This is a genomic window from Niallia sp. FSL W8-0635 (assembly GCF_038007965.1).
Lineage (GTDB): Bacteria > Bacillota > Bacilli > Bacillales > Cytobacillaceae > Niallia.
Genome location: NZ_JBBOYD010000001.1, coordinates 4,403,940 through 4,429,650, shown reverse-complemented (window position 1 = coordinate 4,429,650; position 25,711 = coordinate 4,403,940). Strand labels below are relative to the sequence as shown.

The 25,711-nt window shown below is 36.6% G+C and carries 27 protein-coding genes; 20 read left to right on the top strand and 7 right to left on the bottom strand.

Annotated features, from left to right (window positions below; translation table 11 throughout):
• The 13 genes from NYE52_RS21135 to NYE52_RS21075 all read left to right on the top strand — a co-directional run bounded on the left by NYE52_RS21135 (position 1) and on the right by NYE52_RS21075 (position 11,062).
• Positions 1-1,359 carry a PTS sugar transporter subunit IIC gene (locus NYE52_RS21135; protein ID WP_341194883.1) on the top strand — a complete coding sequence of 453 codons (1,359 nt, stop codon included), beginning with the start codon at positions 1-3 and terminating at the stop codon, positions 1,357-1,359.
• Positions 1,360-1,378: 19 nt separating this feature from the next.
• Positions 1,379-1,723 (top strand): PTS lactose/cellobiose transporter subunit IIA, encoded by a 345-nt coding sequence (locus tag NYE52_RS21130; protein ID WP_341194882.1) that lies wholly within the window; start codon positions 1,379-1,381, stop codon positions 1,721-1,723.
• A complete protein-coding gene (locus NYE52_RS21125) occupies positions 1,720-3,075 on the top strand; it encodes a 6-phospho-beta-glucosidase (protein ID WP_341194881.1) in 1,356 nt (451 codons plus the stop codon). Before NYE52_RS21130 ends, NYE52_RS21125 begins: the two co-directional genes overlap by 4 nt.
• A 39-nt stretch (positions 3,076-3,114) precedes the next feature.
• Positions 3,115-3,816: a chitin disaccharide deacetylase gene (chbG, locus tag NYE52_RS21120; protein ID WP_341194880.1), complete on the top strand. Its 702-nt coding sequence runs from the start codon at positions 3,115-3,117 to the stop codon at positions 3,814-3,816.
• Between the two features lie 214 nt (positions 3,817-4,030).
• Positions 4,031-4,402, top strand: a complete 372-nt coding sequence (locus NYE52_RS21115; RefSeq protein ID WP_341194879.1) for a GntR family transcriptional regulator — start codon at positions 4,031-4,033, stop codon at positions 4,400-4,402.
• A 2-nt stretch (positions 4,403-4,404) separates the two neighbouring features.
• Entirely contained in the window at positions 4,405-5,295 is an 891-nt protein-coding gene (locus NYE52_RS21110; RefSeq protein WP_341194878.1) for an ABC transporter ATP-binding protein, read from the top strand.
• Positions 5,279-5,983: a hypothetical protein gene (locus NYE52_RS21105; protein ID WP_341194877.1), complete on the top strand. Its 705-nt coding sequence runs from the start codon at positions 5,279-5,281 to the stop codon at positions 5,981-5,983. Before NYE52_RS21110 ends, NYE52_RS21105 begins: the two co-directional genes overlap by 17 nt.
• Before the next feature lie 40 nt (positions 5,984-6,023).
• The gene (locus tag NYE52_RS21100) at positions 6,024-6,221 is read left to right on the top strand and encodes a hypothetical protein (protein ID WP_341194876.1); all 198 of its coding nucleotides are present in this window, start codon (positions 6,024-6,026) and stop codon (positions 6,219-6,221) included.
• 111 nt (positions 6,222-6,332) lie between these two features.
• Positions 6,333-7,580 (top strand): helix-turn-helix domain-containing protein, encoded by a 1,248-nt coding sequence (locus NYE52_RS21095; protein WP_341194875.1) that lies wholly within the window; start codon positions 6,333-6,335, stop codon positions 7,578-7,580.
• Between the two features lie 148 nt (positions 7,581-7,728).
• Entirely contained in the window at positions 7,729-8,865 is a 1,137-nt protein-coding gene (gene ald / locus NYE52_RS21090) for an alanine dehydrogenase (RefSeq protein ID WP_341194874.1), read from the top strand.
• Positions 8,866-8,979: 114 nt separating this feature from the next.
• Positions 8,980-9,105, top strand: coding sequence for a hypothetical protein (locus NYE52_RS21085; protein WP_341194873.1), 126 nt, complete (start codon positions 8,980-8,982; stop codon positions 9,103-9,105).
• A gap of 32 nt (positions 9,106-9,137) precedes the next feature.
• Complete coding sequence (locus NYE52_RS21080) at positions 9,138-10,079, top strand: ABC transporter ATP-binding protein (protein ID WP_341194872.1); 942 nt, start codon at positions 9,138-9,140, stop codon at positions 10,077-10,079.
• Positions 10,076-11,062, top strand: a complete 987-nt coding sequence (locus NYE52_RS21075; RefSeq protein ID WP_341194871.1) for an ABC transporter permease — start codon at positions 10,076-10,078, stop codon at positions 11,060-11,062. Before NYE52_RS21080 ends, NYE52_RS21075 begins: the two co-directional genes overlap by 4 nt.
• Before the next feature lie 321 nt (positions 11,063-11,383).
• On the opposite strand, the gene NYE52_RS21070 is transcribed toward NYE52_RS21075, so the two are convergent.
• Positions 11,384-11,521 carry a hypothetical protein gene (locus NYE52_RS21070; RefSeq protein ID WP_341194870.1) on the bottom strand — a complete coding sequence of 46 codons (138 nt, stop codon included), beginning with the start codon at positions 11,519-11,521 and terminating at the stop codon, positions 11,384-11,386.
• A gap of 250 nt (positions 11,522-11,771) precedes the next feature.
• On the opposite strand from NYE52_RS21070, the gene NYE52_RS21065 reads away from it, so the two are divergent.
• From NYE52_RS21065 to NYE52_RS21045, 5 genes are all read left to right on the top strand, one after another.
• The gene (locus NYE52_RS21065) at positions 11,772-12,098 is read left to right on the top strand and encodes a MerR family transcriptional regulator (RefSeq protein WP_016202571.1); all 327 of its coding nucleotides are present in this window, start codon (positions 11,772-11,774) and stop codon (positions 12,096-12,098) included.
• A gap of 398 nt (positions 12,099-12,496) precedes the next feature.
• On the top strand, positions 12,497-13,261 hold the full coding sequence (locus NYE52_RS21060; RefSeq protein ID WP_341194869.1) for a threonine/serine exporter family protein: 765 nt from the start codon (positions 12,497-12,499) through the stop codon (positions 13,259-13,261).
• Between the two features lie 15 nt (positions 13,262-13,276).
• Positions 13,277-13,735 carry a threonine/serine exporter family protein gene (locus NYE52_RS21055; RefSeq protein ID WP_341194868.1) on the top strand — a complete coding sequence of 153 codons (459 nt, stop codon included), beginning with the start codon at positions 13,277-13,279 and terminating at the stop codon, positions 13,733-13,735.
• Positions 13,736-13,973: 238 nt separating this feature from the next.
• A complete protein-coding gene (locus NYE52_RS21050; RefSeq protein WP_341194867.1) occupies positions 13,974-15,305 on the top strand; it encodes a 6-phospho-beta-glucosidase in 1,332 nt (443 codons plus the stop codon).
• A 182-nt stretch (positions 15,306-15,487) separates the two neighbouring features.
• Positions 15,488-16,396, top strand: coding sequence for an NAD(P)/FAD-dependent oxidoreductase (locus NYE52_RS21045; RefSeq protein ID WP_341194866.1), 909 nt, complete (start codon positions 15,488-15,490; stop codon positions 16,394-16,396).
• Between the two features lie 35 nt (positions 16,397-16,431).
• On the opposite strand, the gene NYE52_RS21040 is transcribed toward NYE52_RS21045, so the two are convergent.
• Complete coding sequence (locus NYE52_RS21040) at positions 16,432-17,154, bottom strand: class I SAM-dependent methyltransferase (RefSeq protein WP_341194865.1); 723 nt, start codon at positions 17,152-17,154, stop codon at positions 16,432-16,434.
• 152 nt (positions 17,155-17,306) lie between these two features.
• Here NYE52_RS21040 and ybaK point away from each other — a divergent pair, with 152 nt between their 5' ends.
• On the top strand, positions 17,307-17,783 hold the full coding sequence (ybaK, locus tag NYE52_RS21035) for a Cys-tRNA(Pro) deacylase (protein ID WP_341194864.1): 477 nt from the start codon (positions 17,307-17,309) through the stop codon (positions 17,781-17,783).
• Positions 17,784-17,837: 54 nt separating this feature from the next.
• Here the strand turns inward: ybaK and NYE52_RS21030 are convergent, their stop codons facing one another.
• The 5 genes from NYE52_RS21030 to NYE52_RS21010 form a co-directional block, all read right to left on the bottom strand.
• Positions 17,838-18,761 carry an EamA family transporter gene (locus NYE52_RS21030; protein WP_341194863.1) on the bottom strand — a complete coding sequence of 308 codons (924 nt, stop codon included), beginning with the start codon at positions 18,759-18,761 and terminating at the stop codon, positions 17,838-17,840.
• A 216-nt stretch (positions 18,762-18,977) separates the two neighbouring features.
• Positions 18,978-20,708 (bottom strand): thiol reductant ABC exporter subunit CydC, encoded by a 1,731-nt coding sequence (cydC, locus tag NYE52_RS21025; RefSeq protein ID WP_341194862.1) that lies wholly within the window; start codon positions 20,706-20,708, stop codon positions 18,978-18,980.
• Positions 20,709-20,720: 12 nt separating this feature from the next.
• Entirely contained in the window at positions 20,721-22,421 is a 1,701-nt protein-coding gene (gene cydD / locus NYE52_RS21020; RefSeq protein ID WP_341194861.1) for a thiol reductant ABC exporter subunit CydD, read from the bottom strand.
• Complete coding sequence (gene cydB, locus NYE52_RS21015) at positions 22,421-23,437, bottom strand: cytochrome d ubiquinol oxidase subunit II (RefSeq protein ID WP_341194860.1); 1,017 nt, start codon at positions 23,435-23,437, stop codon at positions 22,421-22,423. Before cydB ends, cydD begins: the two co-directional genes overlap by 1 nt.
• Positions 23,430-24,833 carry a cytochrome ubiquinol oxidase subunit I gene (locus NYE52_RS21010; RefSeq protein ID WP_341194859.1) on the bottom strand — a complete coding sequence of 468 codons (1,404 nt, stop codon included), beginning with the start codon at positions 24,831-24,833 and terminating at the stop codon, positions 23,430-23,432. The genes cydB and NYE52_RS21010 overlap by 8 nt, the downstream gene beginning before the upstream one ends.
• A 358-nt stretch (positions 24,834-25,191) precedes the next feature.
• Here NYE52_RS21010 and NYE52_RS21005 point away from each other — a divergent pair, with 358 nt between their 5' ends.
• Positions 25,192-25,554: a hypothetical protein gene (locus NYE52_RS21005; protein ID WP_341194858.1), complete on the top strand. Its 363-nt coding sequence runs from the start codon at positions 25,192-25,194 to the stop codon at positions 25,552-25,554.
• Positions 25,555-25,711 lie beyond the last annotated feature (157 nt).

The window sequence follows — 25,711 nt, the reverse complement described above, 5'->3', positions numbered from 1 at the left end:
ATGATGGGATTTATTGAAAAATTCATTATGCCTTTTGCGTTGAAACTTGGTAATCAAAGGCATCTGCTTGCGATTAGGGATACATTAATTGGAATGATTGCTATTACCATTGTAGGTTCCTTTGCAGTACTTTTTAATAATCTAGGGCAAATTATTCCTCCTTATGGAAGAATGATGGAAGCGATATTTGGTCCTAATTGGTCCACTTTAGGTGGGGATATATGGTTTGGAACATTTGCGTTTCTTTCTGTATTTGCAGTATTTGGTATTTCCTATAAATTAGCTAGATCCTACGGAGATGAAGGCTTTGAAGCAATGCTCATTTCCGCAGCCTGTTTTTTCTTGTTATTGCCCCAAACAGCCAATGTAACGTTACCAATAGATGAAGCTGCGACTGAAACCGTTGCAGGTGGAATCTGGGGGTTAGTATCGGTTAACTATTTCAACGCAACAGCCCTTTTTACAGCTATTATCGTAGCATTGATCGCTACCGAAATTTTCTTACGTTTATCTAAAATTAAGGCTTTAGTGATAAAAATGCCAGATGGAGTGCCACCAGCTGTTTCTAAATCCTTTGCAAAGTTAGTGCCAGGCATGGGAACTATTTTTCTAGTAGGACTATTTGGTGTAGTATTCAGAATGGTAACAGATGGAAAGGTCCTAAATGATTGGTTAAATACGGTTATTGTTTCTCCATTAACAAATGCTGTTGACTCCCTTCCTTTTGCGATATTAATTGTTTTGCTTGTTCATTTATTCTGGATGGTTGGTTTACATGGTCCCAATATATTGGGAGGAATTACGACACCTTTATTTGAAAAAACAGGTGCTGAAAACATTGATTTAGCGCAAGCTGGAGTTCAAGCACTAGGGGAATATCATATACTTGCTGGATCTTTCCTTGACGCGTTTGTGTATTTAGGAGGATCAGGCGCAACCTTAGGATTAATTATTGCTATGATTATTGCTGGAAGAAAACGGTATAAACAGATGATTGGTCTTGGTGGGGCACCAGGAGTTTTTCAAATTAATGAACCCATCCTTTTTGGCTTACCAATTGTTTTAAATCCGATTTGGTTTATTCCGTTTGTCATTGGCCCTGTTATTACCACTATTATCTCTTATCTTGCAGTAGACTATGGAATCGTTCCACCAGTAACTGCGAAAATTCCTTGGGTAACGCCTCCGATAGTCGGTGGATACTTGGCAACGGGGGGGAGTTTTATGGGGGCTGGTTTGGCTGCTTTAAATTTATTTATATCGACATTTGTTTATTTACCATTTGTTTATGCACAGGTCAAAATTGATTCCAAAAATAAAACAGAGCTTACAAAAGACTCCGATTCTGTAAGTATCTAAAAGAAAGTAGGGAAATAAGGTGAATACGGAAGAATTATACCAACTTTCCTTTCAGCTGATTTTACATAGCGGAAATGCGAGAAGCTTTGCGATGGAAGCCATACAGGATGCGAAAAAAAAGGATTTTCATGCTGCCAAACAGAAGTTAACAGAGTCGGATAAAGAACTATCAGAGGCTCATAAAATTCAGACAAAATTACTCCATCTGGAGGCTGGTGGGGACCAATTTACGATTCCGATTATCCTTATCCATGCACAAGATCACTTAATGACTGCAATGACATTGAAAGACCTTGCTCTTGAGATTATTGAATTGCGAGAAGAATTTTTGCAAGGGACAACAAGAAAGGGGATGGCAGAATGAGTCATGGCTTAAAAATAGTTACAATTGGTGGTGGCTCAAGTTATACGCCGGAACTAATCGAGGGCTTTATTAAATACCATAAAGAGTTGCCTGTAAAGGAAATATGGCTTGTGGATATTGAGGAAGGCAAAGAAAAGTTGGAAATAGTCGGAGAATTAGCGCGTAGAATGGTAGAGAAGGCCGGAGTTTCTATCGATATTTTTCTTACATTAGATAGAAAAAAGGCACTTGTAGATGCTGACTTTGTTACAACCCAATTGCGGGTAGGTCAGCTTGCAGCAAGAGCACTTGATGAGAAAATTCCCTTGCAGCATGGTGTGATTGGTCAAGAGACAAATGGACCTGGCGGATTATTTAAAGCTTTTCGGACCATTCCGGTTATTTTGGAAATAGCGAAAGAAATGGAAGAGCTTTGTCCTAATGCTTGGTTAATCAACTTTACAAATCCGGCTGGAATGGTAACAGAAGCAGTACTTCGCTACAGTGGGATTTCAAAAGTAGTTGGTTTATGCAATGTACCGATTGGGATGGAACGAGGAGTTGCAGATCTATTGAATGTCGACCCTTCAAGAGTAAGAATAGACTTCGCTGGACTAAATCATATGGTCTACGGTCTAGATGTTTTTGTGGACGGTAAAAGTGTGAAGAAGGAAATAATCGAATTAATAACAGATCCTGAAAAAGCAATTACGATGCAAAATATTCACGCGATGGGCTGGGAGCCTGCGTTTTTAAGAGGATTAAATTTATTTCCGTGCCCTTATCACAACTATTATTATAAAACAGGAGATGTACTTGCACAGGAGCTAAAGGATGCAGAAAAAGGGGAAACACGTGCTGAAGTGGTGCAAAAATTAGAAGATGGATTATTTGAATTATATAAAGATCCAGAACTTACGATTAAGCCTCCTCAGTTAGAAAAACGTGGAGGCGCTTACTATAGTGATGCTGCTGTACGTCTGATTCGTTCTATGTATTTGGATAAATGTGATATCCAGGCAGTTAATACAGTGAACCATGGGGCAATTACTGGAATTCCATATGAATCAGCAGTGGAAGTAAGCTGTATCATTACAAAAGACGGACCGAAGCCAATCACAGTTGGTGAACTTCCAATAGCGGTTCAAGGATTAGTAATGCAAATCAAATCCTTTGAAAGGGTGGCTATTGAAGCGGCTATTTCTGGTGATTATGAGAAAGCGTTGCTTGCCATGACCATTAATCCACTTGTGCCAAGCGATCGAGTAGCAAAGCTAATTCTAGATGAAATGCTAGAAGCGCATAAAGCATATTTACCACAGTTTTTTTCAGAAAAAAGTGTTCGTATAAAAAAAGCAGAGCTGAGTAAATAGAATTTCAAGGCTCTATAGGCTTTGAAAGGAGACGAATTCATGACAAAAGTAATGATTAATGCAGATGATTTTGGTCTTAGTCGAGGAGTCAACTATGGAATTATTGATTCTCATCTCAAAGGAATTGTTACTTCTGCCACGATGATGATGAATGCCAAGGCAACCAAGCATGCCATTTGCTTGGCAAAGGATACGCCGTCTTTAAAAGTAGGTGTCCATCTTGTTTTAACATGGGGAAAACCAATATTAGAAGATGTTCCGAGCCTCGTAGATGAAGTGGGGAATTTTAAAAAGCAAATCTTTGTCTACGGAAATCCGTTTGCGATAAGCTTGGATGATTTAGAAAGGGAATGGACAGCGCAAATTGAAAAATGCTTAGATGCCGACATTACTCCATCGCATTTAGACAGCCATCATCATGTGCATGGAATAAAGGAATTTTATCCAGTAATAAAAAAGCTTTCTGAAAAATACGGTTTACCTGTAAGAAATGCGGGAGCTCATTTTACGGATATTTATACATTAACCGATGTCTTTTTCGATGATTTCTATGGTGATGGTATTGTAGATAGCTATTTTGAAAAATTGTCAGAACGTATAGAGGACGGAAAAAGCATTGAAGTAATGACCCATCCTGCCTATTTGGATGAAACATTAATGCAGGAATCTTCTTACAATATGCAGAGGCTAAAGGAAACAAGAATATTAATGGAAGCAAGGTCTATTAAACAGAATATATAGTAAAGATAAAGACCTTTTTAAAGGAGGAATACTCTTTTAAAAAGGTCTTTTTAATTTGTAAAATGATAAGGTATTTCGTTTTTGCTATACCGCTAGAAAAAAACCACTAAAAAATTGGCAATCACCTATTGACTGAAAATAACAAATCATATATGGTTATATACATAACTATATAACCATATAACAGTAAAGGGAGAAAGGCGGTGATCATTCATTGAACACACCATTTAATGACAACAAGCCAATCTTTTTGCAAATAAAAGAGCTTATAGAAGATCAGATTGTTAACGAACAGTTAAAGGGAAATGAACAAATCCCTTCGACTACACAGCTTGTTAATTTTTATAAAATCAATCATTTAACGATATCTAAAGGAATCAATTTACTTGTCGAGAATGGGATTATTTATAAAAAAAGGGGTGTAGGGATGTTTGTGGCAGAGGGAGCAAAAGAAAAATTGTTATCCCAGAGAAAAGACCAATTTCTTGATCAATATTTACTTCCCATGATCGAGGAGGCAAAAAAATTAGGTCTCTCAAAAGAAGATATTACAAATATGATGAATCAATTAAAAGGAAGTGATTAACTATGAGTTTTGACATAAAGATGAACCAAGTTTCTGTGAGATTTGGGAGATACCAAGCGTTAAAGGATGTCAGCATGCATTTAGAAGGAAATAAAATATACGGACTTATTGGCAGGAACGGGGCTGGGAAGTCTACGTTATTATCTTTACTAGCGTCTTTTACTCAGCCAACAACTGGATCCATAGCTATTGCCGGGCAGGAGCCTTTCGAAAATGCTGCCATTATGTCAGAGGTGAACTTTGTTTATGAAAAAGACTATAGCACAGAAACAGAAAAGGTGAAGGGAGTGATTGAAGCAGTAGAGAGATATCGCCCTAATTTCGATCGCCAATATGCATTAGAGTTAGTGAAGCTATTCAAATTACCTTTAGATAAGTATGTATCAAAATTATCAAAGGGAATGCAATCAGCTCTTAATGTCACCTTAGGATTAGCTAGTAGATCAAAAATTACTATCTTTGATGAAGCTTACAATGGTATGGATGCCCCAACAAGGGAAAAGTTCTATAAAGAAGTACTGGCAGATTACGAGCGTTTTCCTCGGACAATTATTCTATCGACACATCTAGTATCCGAAATGGATTATTTATTTGAAGAAGTGGTGATTCTTAAAAAAGGAGAAGTAATCATAAAGGAGCCAATCGATCTTTTATTAGAGAAGGGAGCAGCTGTCACGGGCTCTAAACAGGCGGTAGATGAGTTTGTCCAAGACATGGTACACCTTAATTCACAAACCTTAGGTGGGACGAAATCCGTTATGGTGTATGAAGAACTAACAGATCAAGACAGGGAACAAGCGAGAATGAAAGGGTTAGAAATCGGGCCTGTTTCCTTGCAGGATTTATTTATCCACTTAACGAAGGAGGAGGAAGAGTATGAAATCCAAAAATAATATTATTAAAATTGCACTGGATTTGTCCTGGCTAAAATTCACTTGGGCATTATGGGTTATCCCAATTGTTTTTATTGTCTATAGTATTTTGCGCTATTTTATTAAAGATGAGAAATTCATTCAGCAAGGATTCCTTCCTTTCGTCTATGAACCAATTAAGATATTTATGTTGATAGTAGGGATTATGTCTGTATCTGCCTTCTTAACTTTTTATGTGAAACAAGGGATTCCAAGAAAGAACTATTTTTATGGGCAGGCGCTTTCGTCTGTACTTGTTTCTTTTAGCATAATGTTTGTTGGTTTCTTGATTGCTTTGATAGAAAAAGAATTTGTTTCCATTATTCATATGGAGACATATTTGGGGCAAAATCCATCTTGGCTACTCCTCTATTTTATTTACAGCTTAACTGTAGTTGGATACTTTGTGGTGGGGTGGTTAATAGGAGCAGGATTTTACCGTTTCGGTGTACTGATAGGTATGGGATATATTGCTTTAGCAGTTCTCGTTCTTTCTGTTATAGATAGATTTTGGGCATTTGAATTAAAGGGGCTTTTGGGGAAACTCCTCTTTTTTAACGGCCACGAATTTTCGGTTGTGCAATCCTTTTTAGGAACAATCATGTTGATTCTACTTGTGCTTTGGATAAATCGAATAACGTTAAAAAAAGTAGCTGTAAAAATGAAGTAATATCTATAGAAGGTATTAGTTGATAAAGGAGAATTTTCAGATGATGCTTTTAGAAAAAATATTTAATTGGCTGCTTATCATTGGGTTGGTTTTAATGGTTGGCAGATTAATAACTTTGGTCTTTATGTTTTTAGATATACCATTTACTACCTTCTTTAAGGATTATAGTATGGCGTCCATTATTGTATTAATAATAGGATTGATTGGTTCGCAGGTGATGAAGGAGAAGAAAAGCTAGTTTGTTTATTTTTCTAAAGATTCTTATTGTTGAATACCTTCCAAACACGATAAAATAGAAAGAGATAATGTTCGGAACAATTTAGATTGTGTTTTGGAGAGGAGTAGATGAATGACGAGCGAGCCGCGCAATCCGTTTAGAAGGGATATGTATGATTCCCTCGAAAGCTTTGTAGATCATGTTAGTGAACTATTAGGATGCCCGATTACATTGGAGGACCCTCATCATCGTGTGCTAGTGTACAGCAGCCATGACGAAGAAACGGATATGGTTAGAATTTCTACCATTATTAGTCGCAGAGTTCCAGAGAAAGTAATCAATCGCTTTTGGAAGGATGGCGTAATTCCACAGCTTCTTCAAAGTAAAAAGCCGATTCGGATTAAAGGAAAAAAAGAAATTGGTCTTGGAAATCGGGTGGCTGTTTCTATTTGGAGAAGGGAAGAGGTAATTGGGTACATTTGGGCTATCGAAATGGGAAACCCTTTAACAGAGGAAAAAATGGGGTTCTTAGAGAATGCAGCATCGGTAGCTCGTCATCTTTTGTCTCGCTTCGCTACAAATAAAACGCCCACTTTGCAGGATAACCAAGAATTCTTTTGGAGAATGTTAACGGGATATGTGAAAGTGGAAGATGTGAACGAAAAACTAAAAGAAATTGGGATGCCTTCTTTAGCCTGTTTTACGGTAATGATTTTTCCGTTTTCCAAAATAATTACAAAGGAAATAGAAAAGCACATCCTCTATCTATTGAAAGTATCACAGGATGTGAAAATTTCATTTTCAACTATTGATGATAATGAATTGGTTATTTTGGCAACGCCTCTTGAAGATAATCGGAATTCAATTGCCTGTTTTAAAAAATTTATCTGTAGTTTCCAAGAGAACCTAGAAGAAAGATTTTCGATTAAAGAGGTAAAAGGCTCATTTGGTGGAATTTACAAACAGTATAGCGATGTACCAAAGAGCTTTAGAGAAGCTAGAACGGTCTTGGAGGTACGAGAGAAATTTCCAGAAGCGGCTGCTTTTTATCATTATCAAGAACTAGGTATTTATCAGTTTCTAGATATCCTTTTAGAAAAAAGAAGGCAGGATGGATCAGAAAATATCGCTATTCGAAATCTAAAAGAATATGATAAAACGCATAATACGGAATTATTAGCAACTCTTGAGGCGTATTTAGACGAAAGTGAAAGTATACAAAAGACTGCTGCGCGTTTGCATATTCATCCTAACACTCTTGCATATCGCTTAAAGCGGATGGTAGAAATCATGGAAGTTGATCTATCGGTTCCTAGTCAAAAGTTTATGATTTATTTAGATCTAAAATTAATGCATTGGCAGAAAGAAAATAGTCAGTAATCTCTTCCTCTTTTCAGTTTGTGTTTTTTCACAAATGAACGGTTTTTGTTTCATTAATTTTAACAAAGATAATTTTCAGAATTCGTCCTATTATAATAGTAAGATATCTAACAGTTTATGTTAGATTTTATAACAAGGAGGAATTCTAATGATTATTGGTATCCCAAAGGAAATTAAAAATAATGAAAATAGAGTCGCGATTACTCCTTCCGGTGTGTCTTATTTAAAAAATGGTGGCCACGAAATATTAGTAGAACAAAATGCAGGATCTGGCAGTGGCTTTACAGATGAAGAATATGCTGCAGCAGGTGCGAAGATAATCGACTCAGCAGCTCAAGTATGGAATACAGCAGAAATGATTATAAAAGTAAAAGAACCTTTAGCGTCCGAATATCAGTATTTCCGCAAAGGACTTATTTTATTTACGTACTTACATTTAGCAGCAGAACCGGAACTAGCTAAGGCTTTAACGGAAAATGGTGTAATTGGAATAGCGTATGAAACGATTGAAGTAAATGGTAAATTACCACTACTCACACCGATGAGTGAGGTTGCTGGAAGAATGGCTGTCCAAATTGGCGCGCAGTTCTTAGAAAAGCCTCATGGAGGAAAAGGAATCTTATTAGCGGGTGTTCCTGGTGTGAAAAAGGGTAATGTAACAATCGTCGGCGGCGGTATTGTTGGTATGAATGCAGCGAAAATTGCGATTGGATTAGGAGCAAATGTAACATTATTAGACTTAAATCCTGAGAGATTAAGAGAACTAGACAATCAATTTGGTTCAAGCCTAAGCACGGTTATTTCCAACCCCGCAAATATTGAAGATGCTGTTGTGAATGCAGATTTAGTGATTGGTGCAGTATTGATTCCAGGTGCAAAAGCTCCGAAACTTGTGACAGAAGAAATGGTGAAAAAGATGGCGCCAGGCTCTGTTATCGTGGATGTGGCAATTGACCAAGGCGGCATTTTTGAAACTGTAGATCATATTACAACACATGATAACCCTACCTATGTGAAGCATGGCGTGGTGCATTATGCGGTAGCAAATATGCCTGGAGCAGTTCCAAGAACATCTACGATTGCCTTAACGAACGTAACGATGCCATATGCACTTCAAATTGCAAATCTTGGCGTAACTGCAGCAATCGAAAGTAATTATGCTATTAAACAAGGAGTAAATACCTTTGGTGGAAAAGTTACCTATGCTCCAGTAGCAACAGATCTTGGCTATGAATATTCTGCAGTCCAAGAACTTATCAACAATTTATCAACAACCACTGTTTGAATAGACAAAGACAAATTCAAATAAGCTTATCCACAACCGTTTTCTTTTGAAAAATAAGAGGAAACGGTTTTTGACTGTTTTTTGGTAAATTCGCATTTGCGAAGAGAAAAATGGATGAAAAATAAAGAGCGGATTGTAAGTTATTTTCCAAAAAAAATGAAGTTATTGAAACTTTCTTTAAAAAATATCGTATTAGTAAAAGAAAAGTGTATTAATACATCTTGTGGGGGAGCGGAATAAGTTTAAAGCTGCGATATAGAAGGGAGAAAAAGATGAGCTTAAATGCATTAGAGGTTAAAAATCTCACAAAGAGAATCAAAGGAAGGAATATTGTTGATGATGTTAGTTTTTCTGTGGAAAAAGGAGAAATATTTGGGCTGTTAGGACCAAATGGAGCCGGTAAGACAACGATTATTCGTATGATAGTTAGCCTAATTAATAGAACGAACGGAAATGTCATTATCGATAATTATAATCTAGATAATAACTTTTCAGAAGCGATGAGTAGTATAGGGGCGATTGTAGAAAATCCAGAGTTCTATAAATATATGAGTGGATATAAGAATCTGAAGCATTATGCCAGAATGGCGAAGGAATCGATATCGGAGGAGCGATTTAATGAAGTTATTAATCTAGTAGGATTAGAAAATGCCATTCATCAAAAAGTAAAAACCTATTCGCTAGGTATGAGACAACGCCTAGGGGTAGCGCAGGCGTTATTACATAAACCGGCCATTCTTATCCTAGATGAACCGACAAATGGCTTAGATCCTCAAGGAATTCGTGAGTTTAGAGATTATTTGCATTTGTTAGCAAGTCAAGGAATCTCTGTTTTGGTATCCTCCCATCTTTTATCAGAAATGCAGTTGATGTGTCATCGGTTTGCCATCATTGAAAAAGGAAAATTAATTCATATTTCAAAAATGGATGAAACAGTTTCTGAGGAAGAAGTAAGTCTAAGGGAAGTAACATTTGAATTAGAGGAACCAGAAAAGGCTGTGGATCTCCTTGCGAATAGTGAGGTCAAGGTAGAAATAATCACTGTAAAGGGAAGAGATTTGGTCGTGAAGTTGGGAAAAGAGACAATTCCATTAGTTAATAAGCTTTTTGTTGAAAACAACTTTGCTGTGTACGGAATTTATGTAGTAAAAGCAACGTTAGAAGATCGCTTCTTAGAAATTACCAATCAAAAGAGAGAGGAGGAAACAAAATGATTGGGTTAGTACAAAATGAATTAATAAAGATTTGGGAAAAGAAAAACAGTTGGATATTTCCTATTATTCTCGTACTTGCACTAATTGGTGGAAGTGTATTAGAGACGAAGATGACTCCCCAATATAAGGGGGATGACTGGCGTGAATCTGTACAGTCAGAAATAACCAAGCTCGAAAAGCAATTGCCTACAGCGAAGACAGAAGAAAGTCTAATGGAAAGTGGAGAAGATTTCAATTGGGATGAAACAAAAGAAACAATCCAAATGAAAATAGAAGACTATAAAAATAATTTAGAGAAAGATGTCAGTCCGTATACAACCTCTTGGTCAAATATGAATGGAATGGTTATTGGGATGAAATCTTTAATTACCTTGTTTGTGGTAATTATTTGTGCAGGAAGTGTTTCCTCCGAATTCTCTGATGGGACAATTAAGCAATTGCTAATCAGGCCACATAAGCGTTGGGCGATACTCCTATCGAAATATATTGCTATATTAATTTATGCCGCTATGTTAATTGTATTTTTAATGATTGTTGGTTATTTAATAAGCATAGCATTCTTTGGTATAGGAAGTTTTGGGGATAATGTAAGTGTTATGGGAACAAGTGGTCAAATTATCGCAAGTGGCGGCACTTTGTTTTTGAAAATGGTCCTTTATTATTTACCAGGATTAATGGTTGTATTAAGCTTGTCCTTCATGTTATCGACATTATTTAAAAACCAGGCGATAGCAGTTGGTGTTGGAGTATTTGTATTATTTGTTTCCTCCACAATTGGGCAAATTATTCAAATGCTAGCAACCGAGTATACTTGGTTAAAAGCTTTGGTATTCCCGCATTTGGATCAAACAATTTTCGTATTCCAGGATAAAATAATCGAGACAGTCACAATGCCGATATCATTGGGTATCTTATTTATCTACTATGCGCTATTTATGACAGTCACCTTTTGGTTTTTCCAAAAAAAGGATGTTAGTATTTAATAAGTAATGGCCATCTATACGATCCTTGTTTTTATGAGGAATCGGGATAGATGGTCTATTTTTGTTAGATTATTAAAAAAATTTAGACATTCACTTGCAGTTGATGAAGGATTCTTATAAAATAATGTTAGATTTGTTAACAAGCGAAAGGGATAATTTATTACTTTTCTAGAGATTTTGATGAAATAATTTAGAATATTTAGAATTTGGAAACCACCTTTAAAAATTGTGCCAAATAAAAGATGGGAATCCCCCAATTTTAAATAGCTTGGAGATTCCCATATATAAAGAACATGAATTGTAAAGGGTATACAGTTTTATTTAGCTATTTTGTACCATTCGAAGAAGTTCGTGGGCGTGTTCACCAGCAACCTCAGCTAAGTGTTCCCAAATCTCGTCTCTCTTAAGATCAAGCTCCACGATCTTTTTAGCTAAATCAACTGCTTCTTTGGTTATCATGTAAGAAGGCTCCTCTCCATTCATAAAAATAATACCTAATACCTATTCCTTGCAAAGAAATTCAAGTAATAGTTTATACATCTAGCATTTTAACGGAAAACAAGTAAAAAATCATTAAAAATGTAAGGAATTCTTACCTATTTTTTGATTTTTGTGTTAGGAAATGTAACAAAAGACGTTCTGTTTTGTCTGAAAAGTATTATAATTAAAACGAATGAGAATACTATTTAACTTCATGAGGTGAGATGTAATGGATCATGAGCCATCCTATAAGAAAAGAAAGGTAATAACTATTGGTGTTGTAAGTGAACTAACTGGTTTAACGGAAAGACAGATTCGATATTATGAACAACGAAAGCTAATCTTTCCAGAGAGACCAGAAAGAGGAAATCGAAAATATTCATTCTCCGATGTAGAAAGACTCATAGAGATTGCTAATAAACGAGAAGAAGGCGTTCGAACACACGAAATTAGACAAGAAATTATGAAAAAGAATAAGGAAGAAGAAGAACGCAAAATAAAAAAACAAATGCTTCGTGGTCAAATTAATGCGAGATTTGGAATTCAGAACGATTAATGGAAACAAATATAGGTCATTTTGTTAAGTCCATTTTAAGGCGATAATGGACTTTTTATTTTGGAAAAAATTTTTTTCCTCTTCTTCTTTTCCTCATAAAAATTCCCTCTATTTTATTTCTACACAAATATTGATAAAATAACCATATTTCATATAAACTGTAATTTGTTGATTAAAAATAGAAACAAAACTTAAAATGAATTCTAGGTTAGACAGAATGAACATTTTCTGTCATTCCCTATTATAAATGTAAGATTATAAGAATTACTTTGCACCAAATGACTTGTAAAAGTAATTAGTCTTGCTTATATCAGCATAGATATCAGCAGTTCCACTTTATTTCTACAACGATGATTTACTATAGAGGTGCTTATACTTTTCTTTAATGGAGAGATGATATGACATATATATCCGTGGAAAAAACATATGACATTATGGAAATCTGCATATTAGCAGGGAGTATCATGTTACAGAATGGTGCCGAAACTCATCGCGTAGAAGATACGATGACAAGGATTGCAATTGCTTATGGTGTGACAGACTCTGATTGCTTTGTTACCCCAACAGGCATTATTTTATCGCTAGAAGGCGAAGAACCGACAAAGACAAAATTAAATCGTATTATTGAGCGGACGACTAATTTAGAAAAGGTCGTTCGAGTAAATGACATTTCTCGTAGAATAAGTACGGGGACAGTAAGCATGAAGGAAGCATATCATTTATTGAAAGATGTAGAAGATGAAAAATGTACGTATTCTGATTTGTTTCAAGTGATGGCAGCGGCTATTGCAAGTGGCTGTTTTTTAATCATGTTCGATGGTGTTTGGCAAGATTTTATTCCTGCTTTTCTAGCTGGTGGATTGGGTTTCTTATGTTCCTTGTATTTCCACAAAGCTTTGCAAATAAAGTTCTTTGCTGAAGTCTCTGCTGCTTTCGTTATTGGAGTGATAGCTTTTTTAGCTGTTTCGACTGGATTTGGCTCGGAAGTAGATAAGATTATAATCGGGTCTGTGATGCCTCTCGTTCCTGGCTTGCTCATTACAAATGCAGTAAGAGATTTGATGGCTGGACATTTAGTGTCTGGTATCTCCAAAGGAGCCGAGGCAATTTTAACCGCTACAGCAATTGGATCAGGAATCGCTGTTGCATTTTTGGTTTTTTAAGGAGAGGAAATAGCAATGAATGAATTTTTAGCACAGGCAATCACTAGCTTTGTCGCAACATGTGGATTTGGCATCATCTTTCACATTCCTCGGAAGTTATTAATCCAGTGCGGATTCGTAGGGATGCTTGGCTGGCTTGCCTATTGGGCAATTGTATATTTTTATCATAATGAGGTATTAGCAGCGTTATCTGGTTCTTTTCTTGTAGCGGTGATAGGTCAAGTGTTTGCCCGATTATACAAATCTCCAGTTATCATTTTTAGTGTCGCTGGAATTATTCCGTTGGTGCCAGGGGGCGCGGCCTATAACGCAATGCGTCATTTTGTGGAGAATGATTATTATGTAGCTGTTAGCCTTGCAGCAAAGGTGTGTTTAATATCTGGTTCCATTGCGATGGGCTTAATGTTTTCAGAAGTTATAAATCAATTAATATTTAGAGCTCATGCTCGGAAGAAGGAGTTTAATAAAGAGTAATAACTTTATTAAGCTCCTATTTTTTATGGAAAAAATCATTCCTTGTATCTTAGATAGAAACACAGTGTTCCTTTTTTGGAACACGTTCCATTCTGTGTGAAAAAGTCCTAAACCCCTTGATTCTATTTACTTGAATTGGATTAGAAGGTAACGTTGTATACGAAGAAACAATTGCGGGCCTTTTTTATAATTAATTTTGTAAGGGGTTGCAAAAATAAAAGGAAGAAGGCGATCGGTTATGGAAAAAGGAATTAAAATTGTTACCATTGGCGGTGGATCGAGCTACACACCTGAATTAGTGGAAGGTTTTATTAAAAGATATGATTCATTACCTGTTCGTGAGCTTTGGTTAGTAGATATTCCAGAGGGGAAAGAAAAGCTTAATATTGTTGGGAATTTGGCAAAAAGAATGGTGAAAAAGGCGGGAGTGCCGATTGAAATTCATCTAACATTAGATCGGAGAGAAGCACTCAAGGATGCTGATTTTGTTACAACTCAATTTCGTGTTGGCTTGTTAGCTGCTCGTGCAAAGGATGAAAGAATTCCACTAAAATATAATGTAATCGGGCAAGAAACCAATGGTCCAGGCGGATTGTTTAAAGGTTTACGAACCATTCCAGTCATTTTGGATATTGTAAAGGATATGGAAGAGCTTTGTCCAAATGCTTGGCTCATTAACTTTACGAACCCAGCAGGAATGGTGACAGAAGCGGTTCTTCGTCATAGTAAATGGAAGAGAATCGTCGGGCTATGTAATGTACCGATTTCTATTCAAATGGGGGTTGCAAAGCTATTAGAGGTAGAATCTAGTCGTGTACATGTAGATTTTGCTGGGTTGAATCACATGGTATTTGGCTTAAATGTATACTTAGACGGAAAGAATATTACACAAGAATTCTTAGAGGAAATGACAAAGCATAAGAGTGATACAATGAAAAATATTGCTGCAATCGATTGGGACCCAGATTTTATTAAAGCATTAGGCGTAATCCCTTGTGGTTACCATCGTTATTATTATAAACAAGCAGAAATGCTTCAAAATGAATTAGAAGAAGCAGCTGAACAAGGTACACGTGCTGAAGTAGTTCAGCAATTAGAAAAAGAGCTATTTGAGCTTTATAAGGATGAGAATTTAGCGATAAAGCCCCCACAATTAGAAAAAAGAGGCGGAGCATACTATAGTGATGCTGCTTGTAGTCTAATTGATTCAATGTATAACGATAGAAGAGATATCCAGCCGGTAAATACGATAAATAATGGGGCAATTGCTAGTATTCCAGATGAATCTGCGGTAGAAATTAGCAGTATCATTACGAAAGATGGACCGAAACCAATTGCAATAGGCGATCTTCCTGTCGCTGTTCGTGGACTAGTTCAACAAATTAAGTCCTTTGAAAGAGTGTCAGCAGAAGCAGCAGTGACCGGTAATTATCATACAGCCTTACTAGCAATGACGATTAACCCATTACTCCCATCTGATAAAGTAGCAAAACAAATTTTGGATGAAATGCTAGAGGCACATAAAGAACACTTACCACAGTTCTTTAAAGAAGAAGTAATGAATTCATAAAGCCAAATGGCTATATAATCGGGTACCCCCGTTTATATAGCCATTTTTTCATTTTTATTAGCTGTTCGTTCAATAGGGAAAATAAATTCTTATTCTACCTTTTCCATCCGTTAAGGAAGAATAAGAATTTATTCCTCGTAAAAACTAAAGGAATGACTAGAAAGGAAAGAAGGGAAATGAAGATGACCAGAATACTTGATTGCATTATTATTGGCGGTGGAATTGCTGGATTACAGGCAGCAATTCAATTAGGCAGATACAAGCATGAAGTGCTTATTATCGATGCAGAAGACGGACGCTCTACTTTATGTAAAAGCTATCATAATATATTAGGTTATCCAGATGGAGTAAGTGGTGATGAATTGCGTAGCTTAGGAAGAAAGCATGCAGAAGCCTTAGGAGTCGAGTTTCTAAAAAGCACTGTAACTACTTTAAAAAAAGAGGAGGATTATTTTTTTGTTCAAACAGAAACAGATATTATTCGCTCTCGAAAAATATTGATTGCAACAGGTGTAATGGATAATATTCCTTCCTTTCCTGAATTATATCCTTGTCTGGGAGTTAGTGTCTATTTATGCCCAGATTGTGATGGCTATGAAGTGAAGGATAAGAAAGTAATCATCATTGGAAACGGTAATGTAGGGGCAAATATGGCACTAACTTTATTATATTGGACAAAGGAAATTCTTTATATTAATCAGGGAGGAGAAGCTTTAGAGGCAAAACTAGAAAAGGAGTTGGATGCTAATAACATTCCTATTGTTACAGCAAAAATAAAAAAAGTTATAGCGGAAGGCTCCCAAATCAAAGGATATGAATTAGAGGACGGTAAGAAAATGGAAGCTACATCTAGTTTTATTGCATTTGGCGGTAATAAAGTAAAATCGGACCTTGCAGTACCTTTAGGAGTCGAAATAATGGAAAACAATCATATTATCGTACATCCTCGCACGAAAATGACGAATGTAGATGGTGTTTGGGCAGCAGGGGACGTGGTTGCCCATTCTGAACAGGTTACTATCGCAATGGGAGAAGGCTCACAAGCAGCCATATGGATTCATAAAGCTCTGTTAAAAGAGCGTGAGAAATAATAAAAGAGGTTCTCTGTGAGAGACCCTCTACCTTCTTAAATGCTAGCACGATATACACGATAGCCGATTATATTCCCATACGTATAAAGAATATAGGAATGATCCATTAACTTACCTTCTAATTGCATATTTACAGGAACGGTCATATCAATTGCTTCGTCCTCTGGTTCCATTCCTGTCATCATATGGGAAAAAACAGAGTGTCCAAGCTTTACTTCTATTTTGGGAAAACCTGCCTCCTTCATTAAATGAATCCATTCCTTTTCTGTGTAAACTTTCTCAATTCCATATACTTCACACATATTCTGTTGTTCCATTGCATGAAGAGCTCTTTCGGCTGTCATTTCTAGCAAAAGCAGTACACCGCCTGGTTTTAGCACTCTTTTGATTTCAGCAAGAGAGTTTTTGCAATTAGTAAAAATAAGCACGGATTCTACTAAAATAATGTCGAAGCTGTTGGAAGGAAAGGGTATTTTTTCTAGACTTCCTTGCACTAATTGGATGGAAAGGTTCTCTTTTTCAAATCGATTTTTTGCTCTTTTGACCATAGTCGGATGATAATCAATACTTGTTACAGAACAAGGATAGTTCTTTTTTATAAAGGCAGATGTTTGGCCAGTACCACAGCCACCATCAAGGAGTGTTGTTTCTTTCGTTATTTTTTCCTGCTCTAATAAAAATTTTGTTAGCGTTAATCCACCTGGATGTGCACCACTTACCCCAAAATAGGCGAGGGCGTCTTGATAGGTCGGTTCCATTTTTATCCTCCCAACAAGTCAAATTACACTTTTCCATACTATATGAAGAGTGGGAAGCTTTGGTTCAAGATTATTTCAAATTCGTTTTCCATTTGCTATGATAAAATTTAATAAGGGAAGCATTTACACGTATTGGGAAAGGAGGATTATACATGGCTACTACCAAAACAAATGCAATGCGAATTTTGGACGCCGAAAAGATTCCATACATTGTCCATACATATGATAATAAAGATGGCAAAATCGATGGCATTTCCGTTGCAGGAAAGATAGGAAAAGAAATAGAAATGGTGTACAAAACACTTGTGGTGAAAGATGGGGGAGCGGGTGTCTATGTATTTGTTATTCCTGTTGCAGCAGAGCTTGATTTAAAAAAGGCAGCAAAAGTAGTTAAGGCTAAAAAAATTGAAATGATTGCTGTGAAGGATATTCAAAAAACGACTGGTTATATTCGAGGTGGATGTTCACCAATCGGCATGAAGAAAAAATATGAAACTATTTTAGATAAAAGTGTGGACAAGCTATCAGCCATTATTGTTAGTGGTGGGAAAATTGGTACCCAAATCGAAATAACAGTTGAACGGTTAATCCAAGTTACAGATGCAAAAGTTGAAGAGGTTATTCATTGAAGAAAAAATTAGGCTCATGCATTTTACAAAATCTTTATGCTGAGCCCTTACTTACTAAATCGTTTTTTCTGCTAATTTTCTTTCCATGTTTTTTCGTTTAAGAGATAGCAAGAGAATCGTGGTTAAAATAAAAAAAGCGCCAATCCATTCGAATATACTAAATGGAACCTTTAGCCATATGATGGCAAGGAATGCTGCAGATAATGGTTCTGCGCATGACAATAAACTAGTCTCAGCAGCCTCCAAATGATTTAAGCTTTCTAAATAACAAAAGAAAGCAATTAAGGTCCCAAATAAAATGACGAATACGATTGCTAGGATAGAAGAGAAGGAAAATATCCCATCATCTGTCTTCCAAGGTGGATAGATAAAGGACATTCCAAGCCCCCCAAGAACCATTCCCCATGCAACCACTACAGTAGAGCCAAAGTCCTTCAACAGCTGAGCAGGCTGTAAAGTATAAAGGGCAAGAAAGAAAGCAGAGCTTAATCCCCATGCTAAAGCTTCCGGTCTAATGGAAATAGTAGAAAAATTCCCAGCAGATACAAGAAAATAGGTTCCTAATAAAGCTGTAAAGATTCCAAATATATGTTGGAAAGGGGGGATAGCTTTCCTGTTAAATGCGGTATAAAGAATAATCAGGACAGGTGCTAAGTACTGAAGTAATGTTGCTGTTGCTGCATTACTAGTTTCAATTGCAGCGAAATAAGTAAACTGAACGCCTGCCATCCCTAGCAGTCCAAAAATGAGTATGTTAATAACGCTAGCTCTTCTTTTCCAAATATTCCATATGTCTGGATTTTTAGTTAAACCTAGATAAAGAAGTAATATAGCGCCACTTGTAAGGAGACGAACACATACAAGCCAACCAGTGGTAAATTGTTTTTGAGTAAATAAAAATTGGGCTACAGATCCGGAGACTCCCCATGAAATAGCGGCTGTGAGGACAAGCAATATCCCGATAGATTTTCTTTTCATTTATGGTTCCTCTTTTGTCAGAATAGATTTTATATCTATTATATAAAAAACAAATAAATTTGAATATACAGAAAAGTGGTTTTGGTATCGTTTTTCTTTCTTGTATTTTGGGGGTGTTGAAAAGATAAATGGGTACGAATCGTATTTTCGGAGGCTTTTTCAGAATTACCTAAAAAAAACAAAGACGATCCTCTTAAAGAAGATCGCCAACTAGTATTATCCATGATATTCGGGATGGTCTAAAGCATATAATTGCTGATAGCGACTACTTGTATCTAAAAGTTCTTGATGACTACCTCTTAGAACAATCTCTCCCTGATCCATAAAAATGATTTCATCCATTTCTTCTACTCCTACTAGATGGTGGGTAATCCAAATCAATGTTTTTCCATTCAGTGAGGAAAAAATCGTTCTTAATAAGTCTTTTTCTGTCTTTGGATCAAGACTCGCATTTGGTTCATCCATAAGCACAATTGGAGTTTTTTGAAGTAAAATTCTTGCTAGGGCTACTCTTTGTCTTTCTCCACCTGAAAAGCGTTGTCCTGATTCCTCCATAAAAGTATCCAAGCCGTTAGGTAAAGCTGAAACCAAATCCTCTAATTGAGCCAATTTAATGGCTTTTGCAAGTTCTTCTTCTGTTGCTTCTTCCACACCTAGTAAAATATTATTTCGTAGCGTCGTAGCAAATAGGTGAGGTGTTTGATTAAGTACAGAAATAAGCGAAGAAGTGTCTTCTTGAAAGGAAGCTGTTGATTCGCCATTATAGGTGATACTTCCTGAGGTTGGCTGGATAACACCTTGGATTAATTTCAATAAGGTTGATTTACCAGCACCGCTTCTTCCGATTAAAGCAATTTTTTTCCCTTGTGGAATATCCAAACATACATTGGTTAAGGATAATGCTTGCTCTTGATCATAACGGTAAGAGATTTGATTAACCTGAATATCCACCTTATTAGTATCAATCATTGGTCGAGCATTTGCCTTTTTGTGCATAGGTACTTCTAGTTTTCTAAGTCTTGCTAATGAATCTTGATAGGAAGGCAGCTTTTCAAATGCATCAGAAACGACTAAAAATGCATCGAGTATAGGTAAAGCAACGAGAATGATTGCAGCAATCAATGTAACAGGGATATTCCCTTCCATATACTGTTGGCTAGACCACGAAACGAGGGAAAGAATAATAAGTGCAGCGACCGCCTGTGAAGCAAAGTTACGCCAACGAGTAAATTGAATAAGCTGATGATTAATCTGTGCAACAATTTTTTCTTCTTTTTCGTACTCCTCTATAAAGCCTTTGGAACGCCCACTGATTACCCAGTCGCTCATTCCTAAAATGCTATCCGTTAGTTTTTGATAGAGTCCATTTCTTCTTTGTTTAAATTCTCTTTGTTTCTTGCGCATAAGCACCAATGAGAGGACAGGGAAAATGAATAATAACAATCCTAAATAAAGTGCCATAAGGAAAGCGAAAGGAACATCTAAAATGCCAATCGCGCATACTACAATAATATATAAAACAGACGTTGCAAAAGTCGGGAAAATGGTTCGTAAATAAATGTTTTGTAATTTCTCAATATCATCAGAAAGAATCCCTAACATATCGCCGACTTTAAATCTGTTTTTTAAAAATAAAGCTTGTGGTTCTAAAATCTGGTAGAGCTTTATGCGCATTGCTGATAAAATCCGCAGGACTGTATGATGACCAGCTAATTTTTCCAAATAGCTAAACACAGCACGACTGATACCAAAGGTTCTTACACCAACGATGGGCACATAAACCATTAAGATATTTTCAACGGGGATAGCTGATTTAGAAATAAGATAGCCTGAGGTAAAGGTAAGCATCGCAGCTGTAAGTAAAGCAAGGATGCTCAAGAAAAGAATGAAGATGATTCGACTTTTATTTGCTTTTAGAAATGGGAAAATCCATTTATTTGCATTCAACTGAGCTCCTCCTTACTGCTGTAATAGCTTATAATAGTATCCTCTGGCTGCCATTAATTCTTCGTGTGTTCCTGTTTCTACAATTGAGCCTTGATCCATAACAAAAATATAGTCCATCTCCTTCATCCAATGAAGTCGATGTGTTGCTAGGAATACTAGCTTCTCCTTAAATAGTGGCAGCATCGTTTCTTTTAATTCAAATTCTGTTTCAATATCTAAATGGGAAGTAGGCTCATCCAATAGCATGATTTTTCGATTCGTTAAAAAGGCTCTCGCTAAAGCAATTCTTTGTTCCTGCCCACCACTTAAATTTCTACCTCCATCACCTAGCACCTCATCTAGACCATTAGGAAAGGTAGTGAAAATGTCATATAAACCAGTTGCTTTTAATGCTTGGATAATTTCTTCATCTGTAGCTTCTGGATGGTAAAAAGCGATATTTTCTCTTAATGTCATGCTAAAAATATAAGGAGCTTGCGGGATATAGGTAGTCAGCTGTCTCCATTCATCTGTCATTAGACCGGAAACAAGATCACCGTTTAAAGAAATCGTTCCTTCATTATGCTCTGAAAATCCACTTAGTAGATCAATAAGAGTAGATTTACCTGCTCCACTTTCGCCGACAATGCCAATTTTTTTATAGCCATCAATCGTAAAGGAAAGATTTTTTAATGTTGCTTCTTCCTCTGGATGATGTTGAAATGCGATGTTTTGAAAGGAAAGGGATGGCTCGTCACCTAGAGAAATAGCTTGCCCATTACCTTGATCGTAGTTTGGGCTTTGAATAATCTTTTGAATCGCATCTCCAGCTTCCTTCCCATCTAATGTTGCATGATAGTCGGCACCTACCATTCGAACAGGCAGGAAAAATTCTGGCGCCAGAATAAGAATCATTAAGGCTGGCAATAACACTAAATCACCATTTATTAAGCGTAAACCTAAGTTTACAGCTACAACTGCAACAGAAAGAGAGGTGAAAAAGTCTAATGAAAAGGAGGATAAAAACGCTAATCGCAATGTTTTCATTGTTGCGTCTCGATATTGTTCACTGACCTTTTCAATATTTCTACTATGCTGTTTGCTTCTTCCTAAAAACTTCAGTGTTTCTAATCCTCTTAAAGAGTCTAAGAAGTGGTTAGCTAATATTTTGTATGTTGCCAGCTGTCGGTTCATTTGGCTACTAGCAGCCATGCCAACAAGTATTAAAAATACTATTAAAATCGGCATTGTAACGGTTAAAATTACACCTGAAAGCCAATCATTCCAATACACATATAGAATAATCATGCCAGGGATAACCCCTGTAGCAAGCATTCTTGGTAAGAAAAGCTCCAAGTAGGTTTTATATTGGGTAACTCCTTCAAGGACAAGTGTGGCAATGTTCCCGCTGCCTTGTTTTTTGGTGTATTTAGGACCAAGTTCAAACAATTTTTGCATCAAGTGAAAACGAAGCTCCTTACTTGTTTTTTCAGCAAATGTCGTCGCGATATTTTGCTGAATGGTGTGTAAGAAGTGCCGTCCTAAAAAAGCTAATAAGAACAATATGATTTTGACATACTGCTCTTGAAAGGTGTTGCCGTTATATAAAGAGGCTATTATTTCTGCAAGCCATTTGGCCTGCAGAATAATAGCAGCTCCTTCTACAATTGTTAATATTCCAATGAAGGTGAGAATCGGCTTAATTCCATTAAGTTTTACTAGATTTTTATCCATTAGTATTCTAAATGGGACTTTTCAGTAATACGTTTCCGGAAAACAATATAGCTCCAAATTTGATAGCCTAAAACGAATGGCAGGAGAGTTAAAGCTACAATTGTCATTACTTTTAAGGAGTAGTGACCGGAAGCTGCGTTATGAATCGTTAAGCTGAAGGCATCACTTATAGAACTAACCATTACTCTAGGGAATAAGCCGATGAAAATAGAGGCAAAGGATAAAGTGATAACCGCGCCAGTCATTCCGAAAGCCCAGCCGTCCATTTTTCGAGATATAAAGAATCCACCAACTATAAAGGCAATAACCCCTAATGAAAAGATAAAGGAAAGGATTAAGCCGCGTTCTTGGAAAATATCTGTTTTAATATAAGTTAAGGCAGAAAACAGTGTTAATAATATACCTAGTAAAGGTAAAAGCTTTTGTGCTAAGTTACGTGCTCTTTCTTGCAAATCACCGACAGTTCGTAATGTGGTAAATACTAATCCATGTACAAGGCATAGGACTAGGACAGTAAGACCGCCTGTTAGTGTATAGTAGTTTACGATATCAAAGAATCCGGCTTTTAATTCCATATTTTGATCAATTGGCAGACCTTGCATGAAGCAAGCAAATACAACTCCAAATAATAGTGGAGGAAGGAAGCTGCCTAAGAAAATACAAACATCCCATGCTTTTTTCCATGTTGGATGGCTATCTTTTGCCCGGAATTCAAAGCCTGTTGCCCGAACGATTAATGCTAATAAAACAACTACGAGTGGTGTGTAAAATCCGCTGAACATCGTAGCGTACCAATGAGGAAATGCTGCAAACATTGCTCCTCCGGCAGTAATTAACCATACCTCATTAGCGTCCCAATAAGGTCCGATTGAATTAATGAGGATGCGTTTTTCTATATCACTTTTTGCTAAAAGCTTTGTTGACATACCGACCCCAAAATCAAAACCTTCTAAAAAGAAGAATCCAATAAATAAAACCGCGACTAAAATAAACCAAAGGACATTTAACTCAAGCATGGAAATCCTCCTTCGCAAACGGGTCATTCGTTACTTTAATATCTACTTTTTCCATCATGTATGGTCCTTTTTTAACAACTTTTACATATAGGTAAACCATGATTGCACCTAATACTGCATAGATGGTACAAAATGCAATAATGGAGAATAAGACTTGCCCTGCTGAAACACTTGGAGAAATACTATCAGCTGTTGTCATTAATCCGAAAACAGTCCAAGGTTGTCTCCCAATCTCTGTCATAATCCATCCAGAAGTATTAGCAATGAAAGGAAGAGAAATACCTGCAACCATTAAGCGGTAGAACCATTTATTTGGCTTAGAGACTAATTTCTTTTTCCATGCTAAAAATACTCCATATATCCCAAGGAGGATCATTGCTACCCCTGCGGCAACCATGATTCTAAAGCTCCAGAAAGTAGTTTTTACAGGAGGAATATAATCGCCTTCCCCATATTTTTGTACATACTCTGCTTGAAGCTCATTCATTCCTTTCACGCTTCCATCTAATGTGTTGTAAGAAAGAATGCTTAATAGATAAGGGATTTTTAACTCTGCGCTATTTTGTTTATTATCTACATCGATATTGGCAAAAACAGTCCATGGTGCTGGATTTTCACTTCTATCCCATAGTCCTTCACTTGCCGCCATCTTCATTGGCTGTGTTTCTACTAAAAATTGTGCTTGAGCATGCCCGGCAACAAGTGTTAAGAAAGTAGAAGTTAAGGCAACCGTAATACCAATTTGAAAGGATTTTTTAAAGAAATCTACATCTTTTTTTCCTAATAATTTAATAGCACTAATTCCACAAACTAAAAATGCGCCAGTTGCAAAAGCTGCAAATACGGTATGTGGAAATTCAACAAGAACCTGCCCGTTTGTGATTAGAGCGAAGAAGTCATTCATTTCTGCTCGACCGTTATTAATCTCAAATCCTACGGGACGTTGCATAAAACTATTTGCTGCTAAAATCCAGAATGCAGACATCGTCGTTCCAAATGCAGTTAACCAAATACAGGCTAAATGAACTTTTTTTGATAAACGGTCCCAACCGAATATCCATAATCCGATGAAAGTACTTTCCATAAAGAAAGCAAGCAATGCTTCAATGGCAAGTGGTGCACCGAATACATCACCTACAAAGCGAGAATAATTAGACCAGTTCATCCCAAACTGAAACTCTTGAAGAATCCCTGTAACAATACCAATAACAAAGTTGATTAAAAATAGTTTGCCCCAAAACTTAGCCATTTTCTTGTATTCTTCATTTCCTGTTTTCACATAAAAAGATTCCATGATTGCGATAATAAATACTAAACCGATAGAGATAGGAACGAACAGATAGTGGAAAATGGTTGTCGAAGCAAATTGTAAACGCGATAGAAAAATCATATCCATGAATTTCTCCTCCTTTTTTTGTATTTGAATAAGAATTGTGAATCTTACTGTTCACGAAAGCGATAAAAATCATTGCATAAGATGAATTTGAACTAGGCTAATTCTAAATATGAAGCTGAGAGAAACAGCTGAAAGTGTTATTTTCTTGGTGCTCATCCTATGTAGTTAGATGTTGAAAAGCGTCGATAAACATTGTTTTAAAAGGTTTTAAACAGGTTTGTTTTTCCGATCGTCCCCTTTTGGTGAATGATAGATATATCATAATGAAAATTTGATTGCTTGCGGTAAACTTCACTCATTGTTTGAAAAGTGTTCACATATTCGTTCACAAAAATGACAAAATAGAGGATGGGTTTATTTGGTTGTTGAAATGGGGAAGAGGAACAGCGGAGAGTCTCAAGTAAGGAACGGAGAGTTGCAAGTAAAGAGTGGAGAGCCGCAAGTAAAGAGTGGAGAGTTGCAAGTAAGGAGTGGAGAGTTGCAAGTAAAGGGTGGAGAGTCGCAAGTAAGGAGTGGAAAGTCGCAAGTAAGGAGCGGAGAGTTGCAAGTAAAGGGTGGAGAGTCGCAAGTAAGGAGTGGAAAGTCGCAAGTAAGGAGTGGAAAGTCGCAAGTAAGGAGCGGAGAGCCGCAAGTAAAGAGCGGAGAGTTGCAAGTAAAGGACAAAAAGCTGCAAATAAAAGTGCCCAACCTGCAAATAAAAGTGCCCAACCTGCAAGTATAGCCACCTGAATACCGCTAAATTGCTCATTGACAAACAAAAGCACAAAAAAATTTACAAAAAGACAAGCATCTCTTAAAGTTCTCTTCCTTTTGCTGCTTGTTCTTTCATGTTATGATGATACAGGAGTAAGAAAATTCGAAAATAATCAAGATGAATA

Coding starts and splice junctions, on each gene's coding strand:
- NYE52_RS21135 (WP_341194883.1), top strand. CDS start 1: ATGATGGGATTTATTGAAAAATTCATTATGCCTTTTGCGTTGAAACTT.
- NYE52_RS21125 (WP_341194881.1), top strand. CDS start 1,720: ATGAGTCATGGCTTAAAAATAGTTACAATTGGTGGTGGCTCAAGTTAT.
- chbG (WP_341194880.1), top strand. CDS start 3,115: ATGACAAAAGTAATGATTAATGCAGATGATTTTGGTCTTAGTCGAGGA.
- NYE52_RS21110 (WP_341194878.1), top strand. CDS start 4,405: ATGAGTTTTGACATAAAGATGAACCAAGTTTCTGTGAGATTTGGGAGA.
- NYE52_RS21105 (WP_341194877.1), top strand. CDS start 5,279: ATGAAATCCAAAAATAATATTATTAAAATTGCACTGGATTTGTCCTGG.
- NYE52_RS21100 (WP_341194876.1), top strand. CDS start 6,024: ATGATGCTTTTAGAAAAAATATTTAATTGGCTGCTTATCATTGGGTTG.
- NYE52_RS21095 (WP_341194875.1), top strand. CDS start 6,333: ATGACGAGCGAGCCGCGCAATCCGTTTAGAAGGGATATGTATGATTCC.
- ald (WP_341194874.1), top strand. CDS start 7,729: ATGATTATTGGTATCCCAAAGGAAATTAAAAATAATGAAAATAGAGTC.
- NYE52_RS21085 (WP_341194873.1), top strand. CDS start 8,980: ATGAAAAATAAAGAGCGGATTGTAAGTTATTTTCCAAAAAAAATGAAG.
- NYE52_RS21080 (WP_341194872.1), top strand. CDS start 9,138: ATGAGCTTAAATGCATTAGAGGTTAAAAATCTCACAAAGAGAATCAAA.
- NYE52_RS21075 (WP_341194871.1), top strand. CDS start 10,076: ATGATTGGGTTAGTACAAAATGAATTAATAAAGATTTGGGAAAAGAAA.
- NYE52_RS21070 (WP_341194870.1), bottom strand. CDS start 11,521: ATGATAACCAAAGAAGCAGTTGATTTAGCTAAAAAGATCGTGGAGCTT.
- NYE52_RS21065 (WP_016202571.1), top strand. CDS start 11,772: ATGGATCATGAGCCATCCTATAAGAAAAGAAAGGTAATAACTATTGGT.
- NYE52_RS21060 (WP_341194869.1), top strand. CDS start 12,497: ATGACATATATATCCGTGGAAAAAACATATGACATTATGGAAATCTGC.
- NYE52_RS21055 (WP_341194868.1), top strand. CDS start 13,277: ATGAATGAATTTTTAGCACAGGCAATCACTAGCTTTGTCGCAACATGT.
- NYE52_RS21050 (WP_341194867.1), top strand. CDS start 13,974: ATGGAAAAAGGAATTAAAATTGTTACCATTGGCGGTGGATCGAGCTAC.
- NYE52_RS21045 (WP_341194866.1), top strand. CDS start 15,488: ATGACCAGAATACTTGATTGCATTATTATTGGCGGTGGAATTGCTGGA.
- NYE52_RS21040 (WP_341194865.1), bottom strand. CDS start 17,154: ATGGAACCGACCTATCAAGACGCCCTCGCCTATTTTGGGGTAAGTGGT.
- ybaK (WP_341194864.1), top strand. CDS start 17,307: ATGGCTACTACCAAAACAAATGCAATGCGAATTTTGGACGCCGAAAAG.
- NYE52_RS21030 (WP_341194863.1), bottom strand. CDS start 18,761: ATGAAAAGAAAATCTATCGGGATATTGCTTGTCCTCACAGCCGCTATT.
- cydD (WP_341194861.1), bottom strand. CDS start 22,421: ATGGATAAAAATCTAGTAAAACTTAATGGAATTAAGCCGATTCTCACC.
- cydB (WP_341194860.1), bottom strand. CDS start 23,437: ATGCTTGAGTTAAATGTCCTTTGGTTTATTTTAGTCGCGGTTTTATTT.
- NYE52_RS21010 (WP_341194859.1), bottom strand. CDS start 24,833: ATGGATATGATTTTTCTATCGCGTTTACAATTTGCTTCGACAACCATT.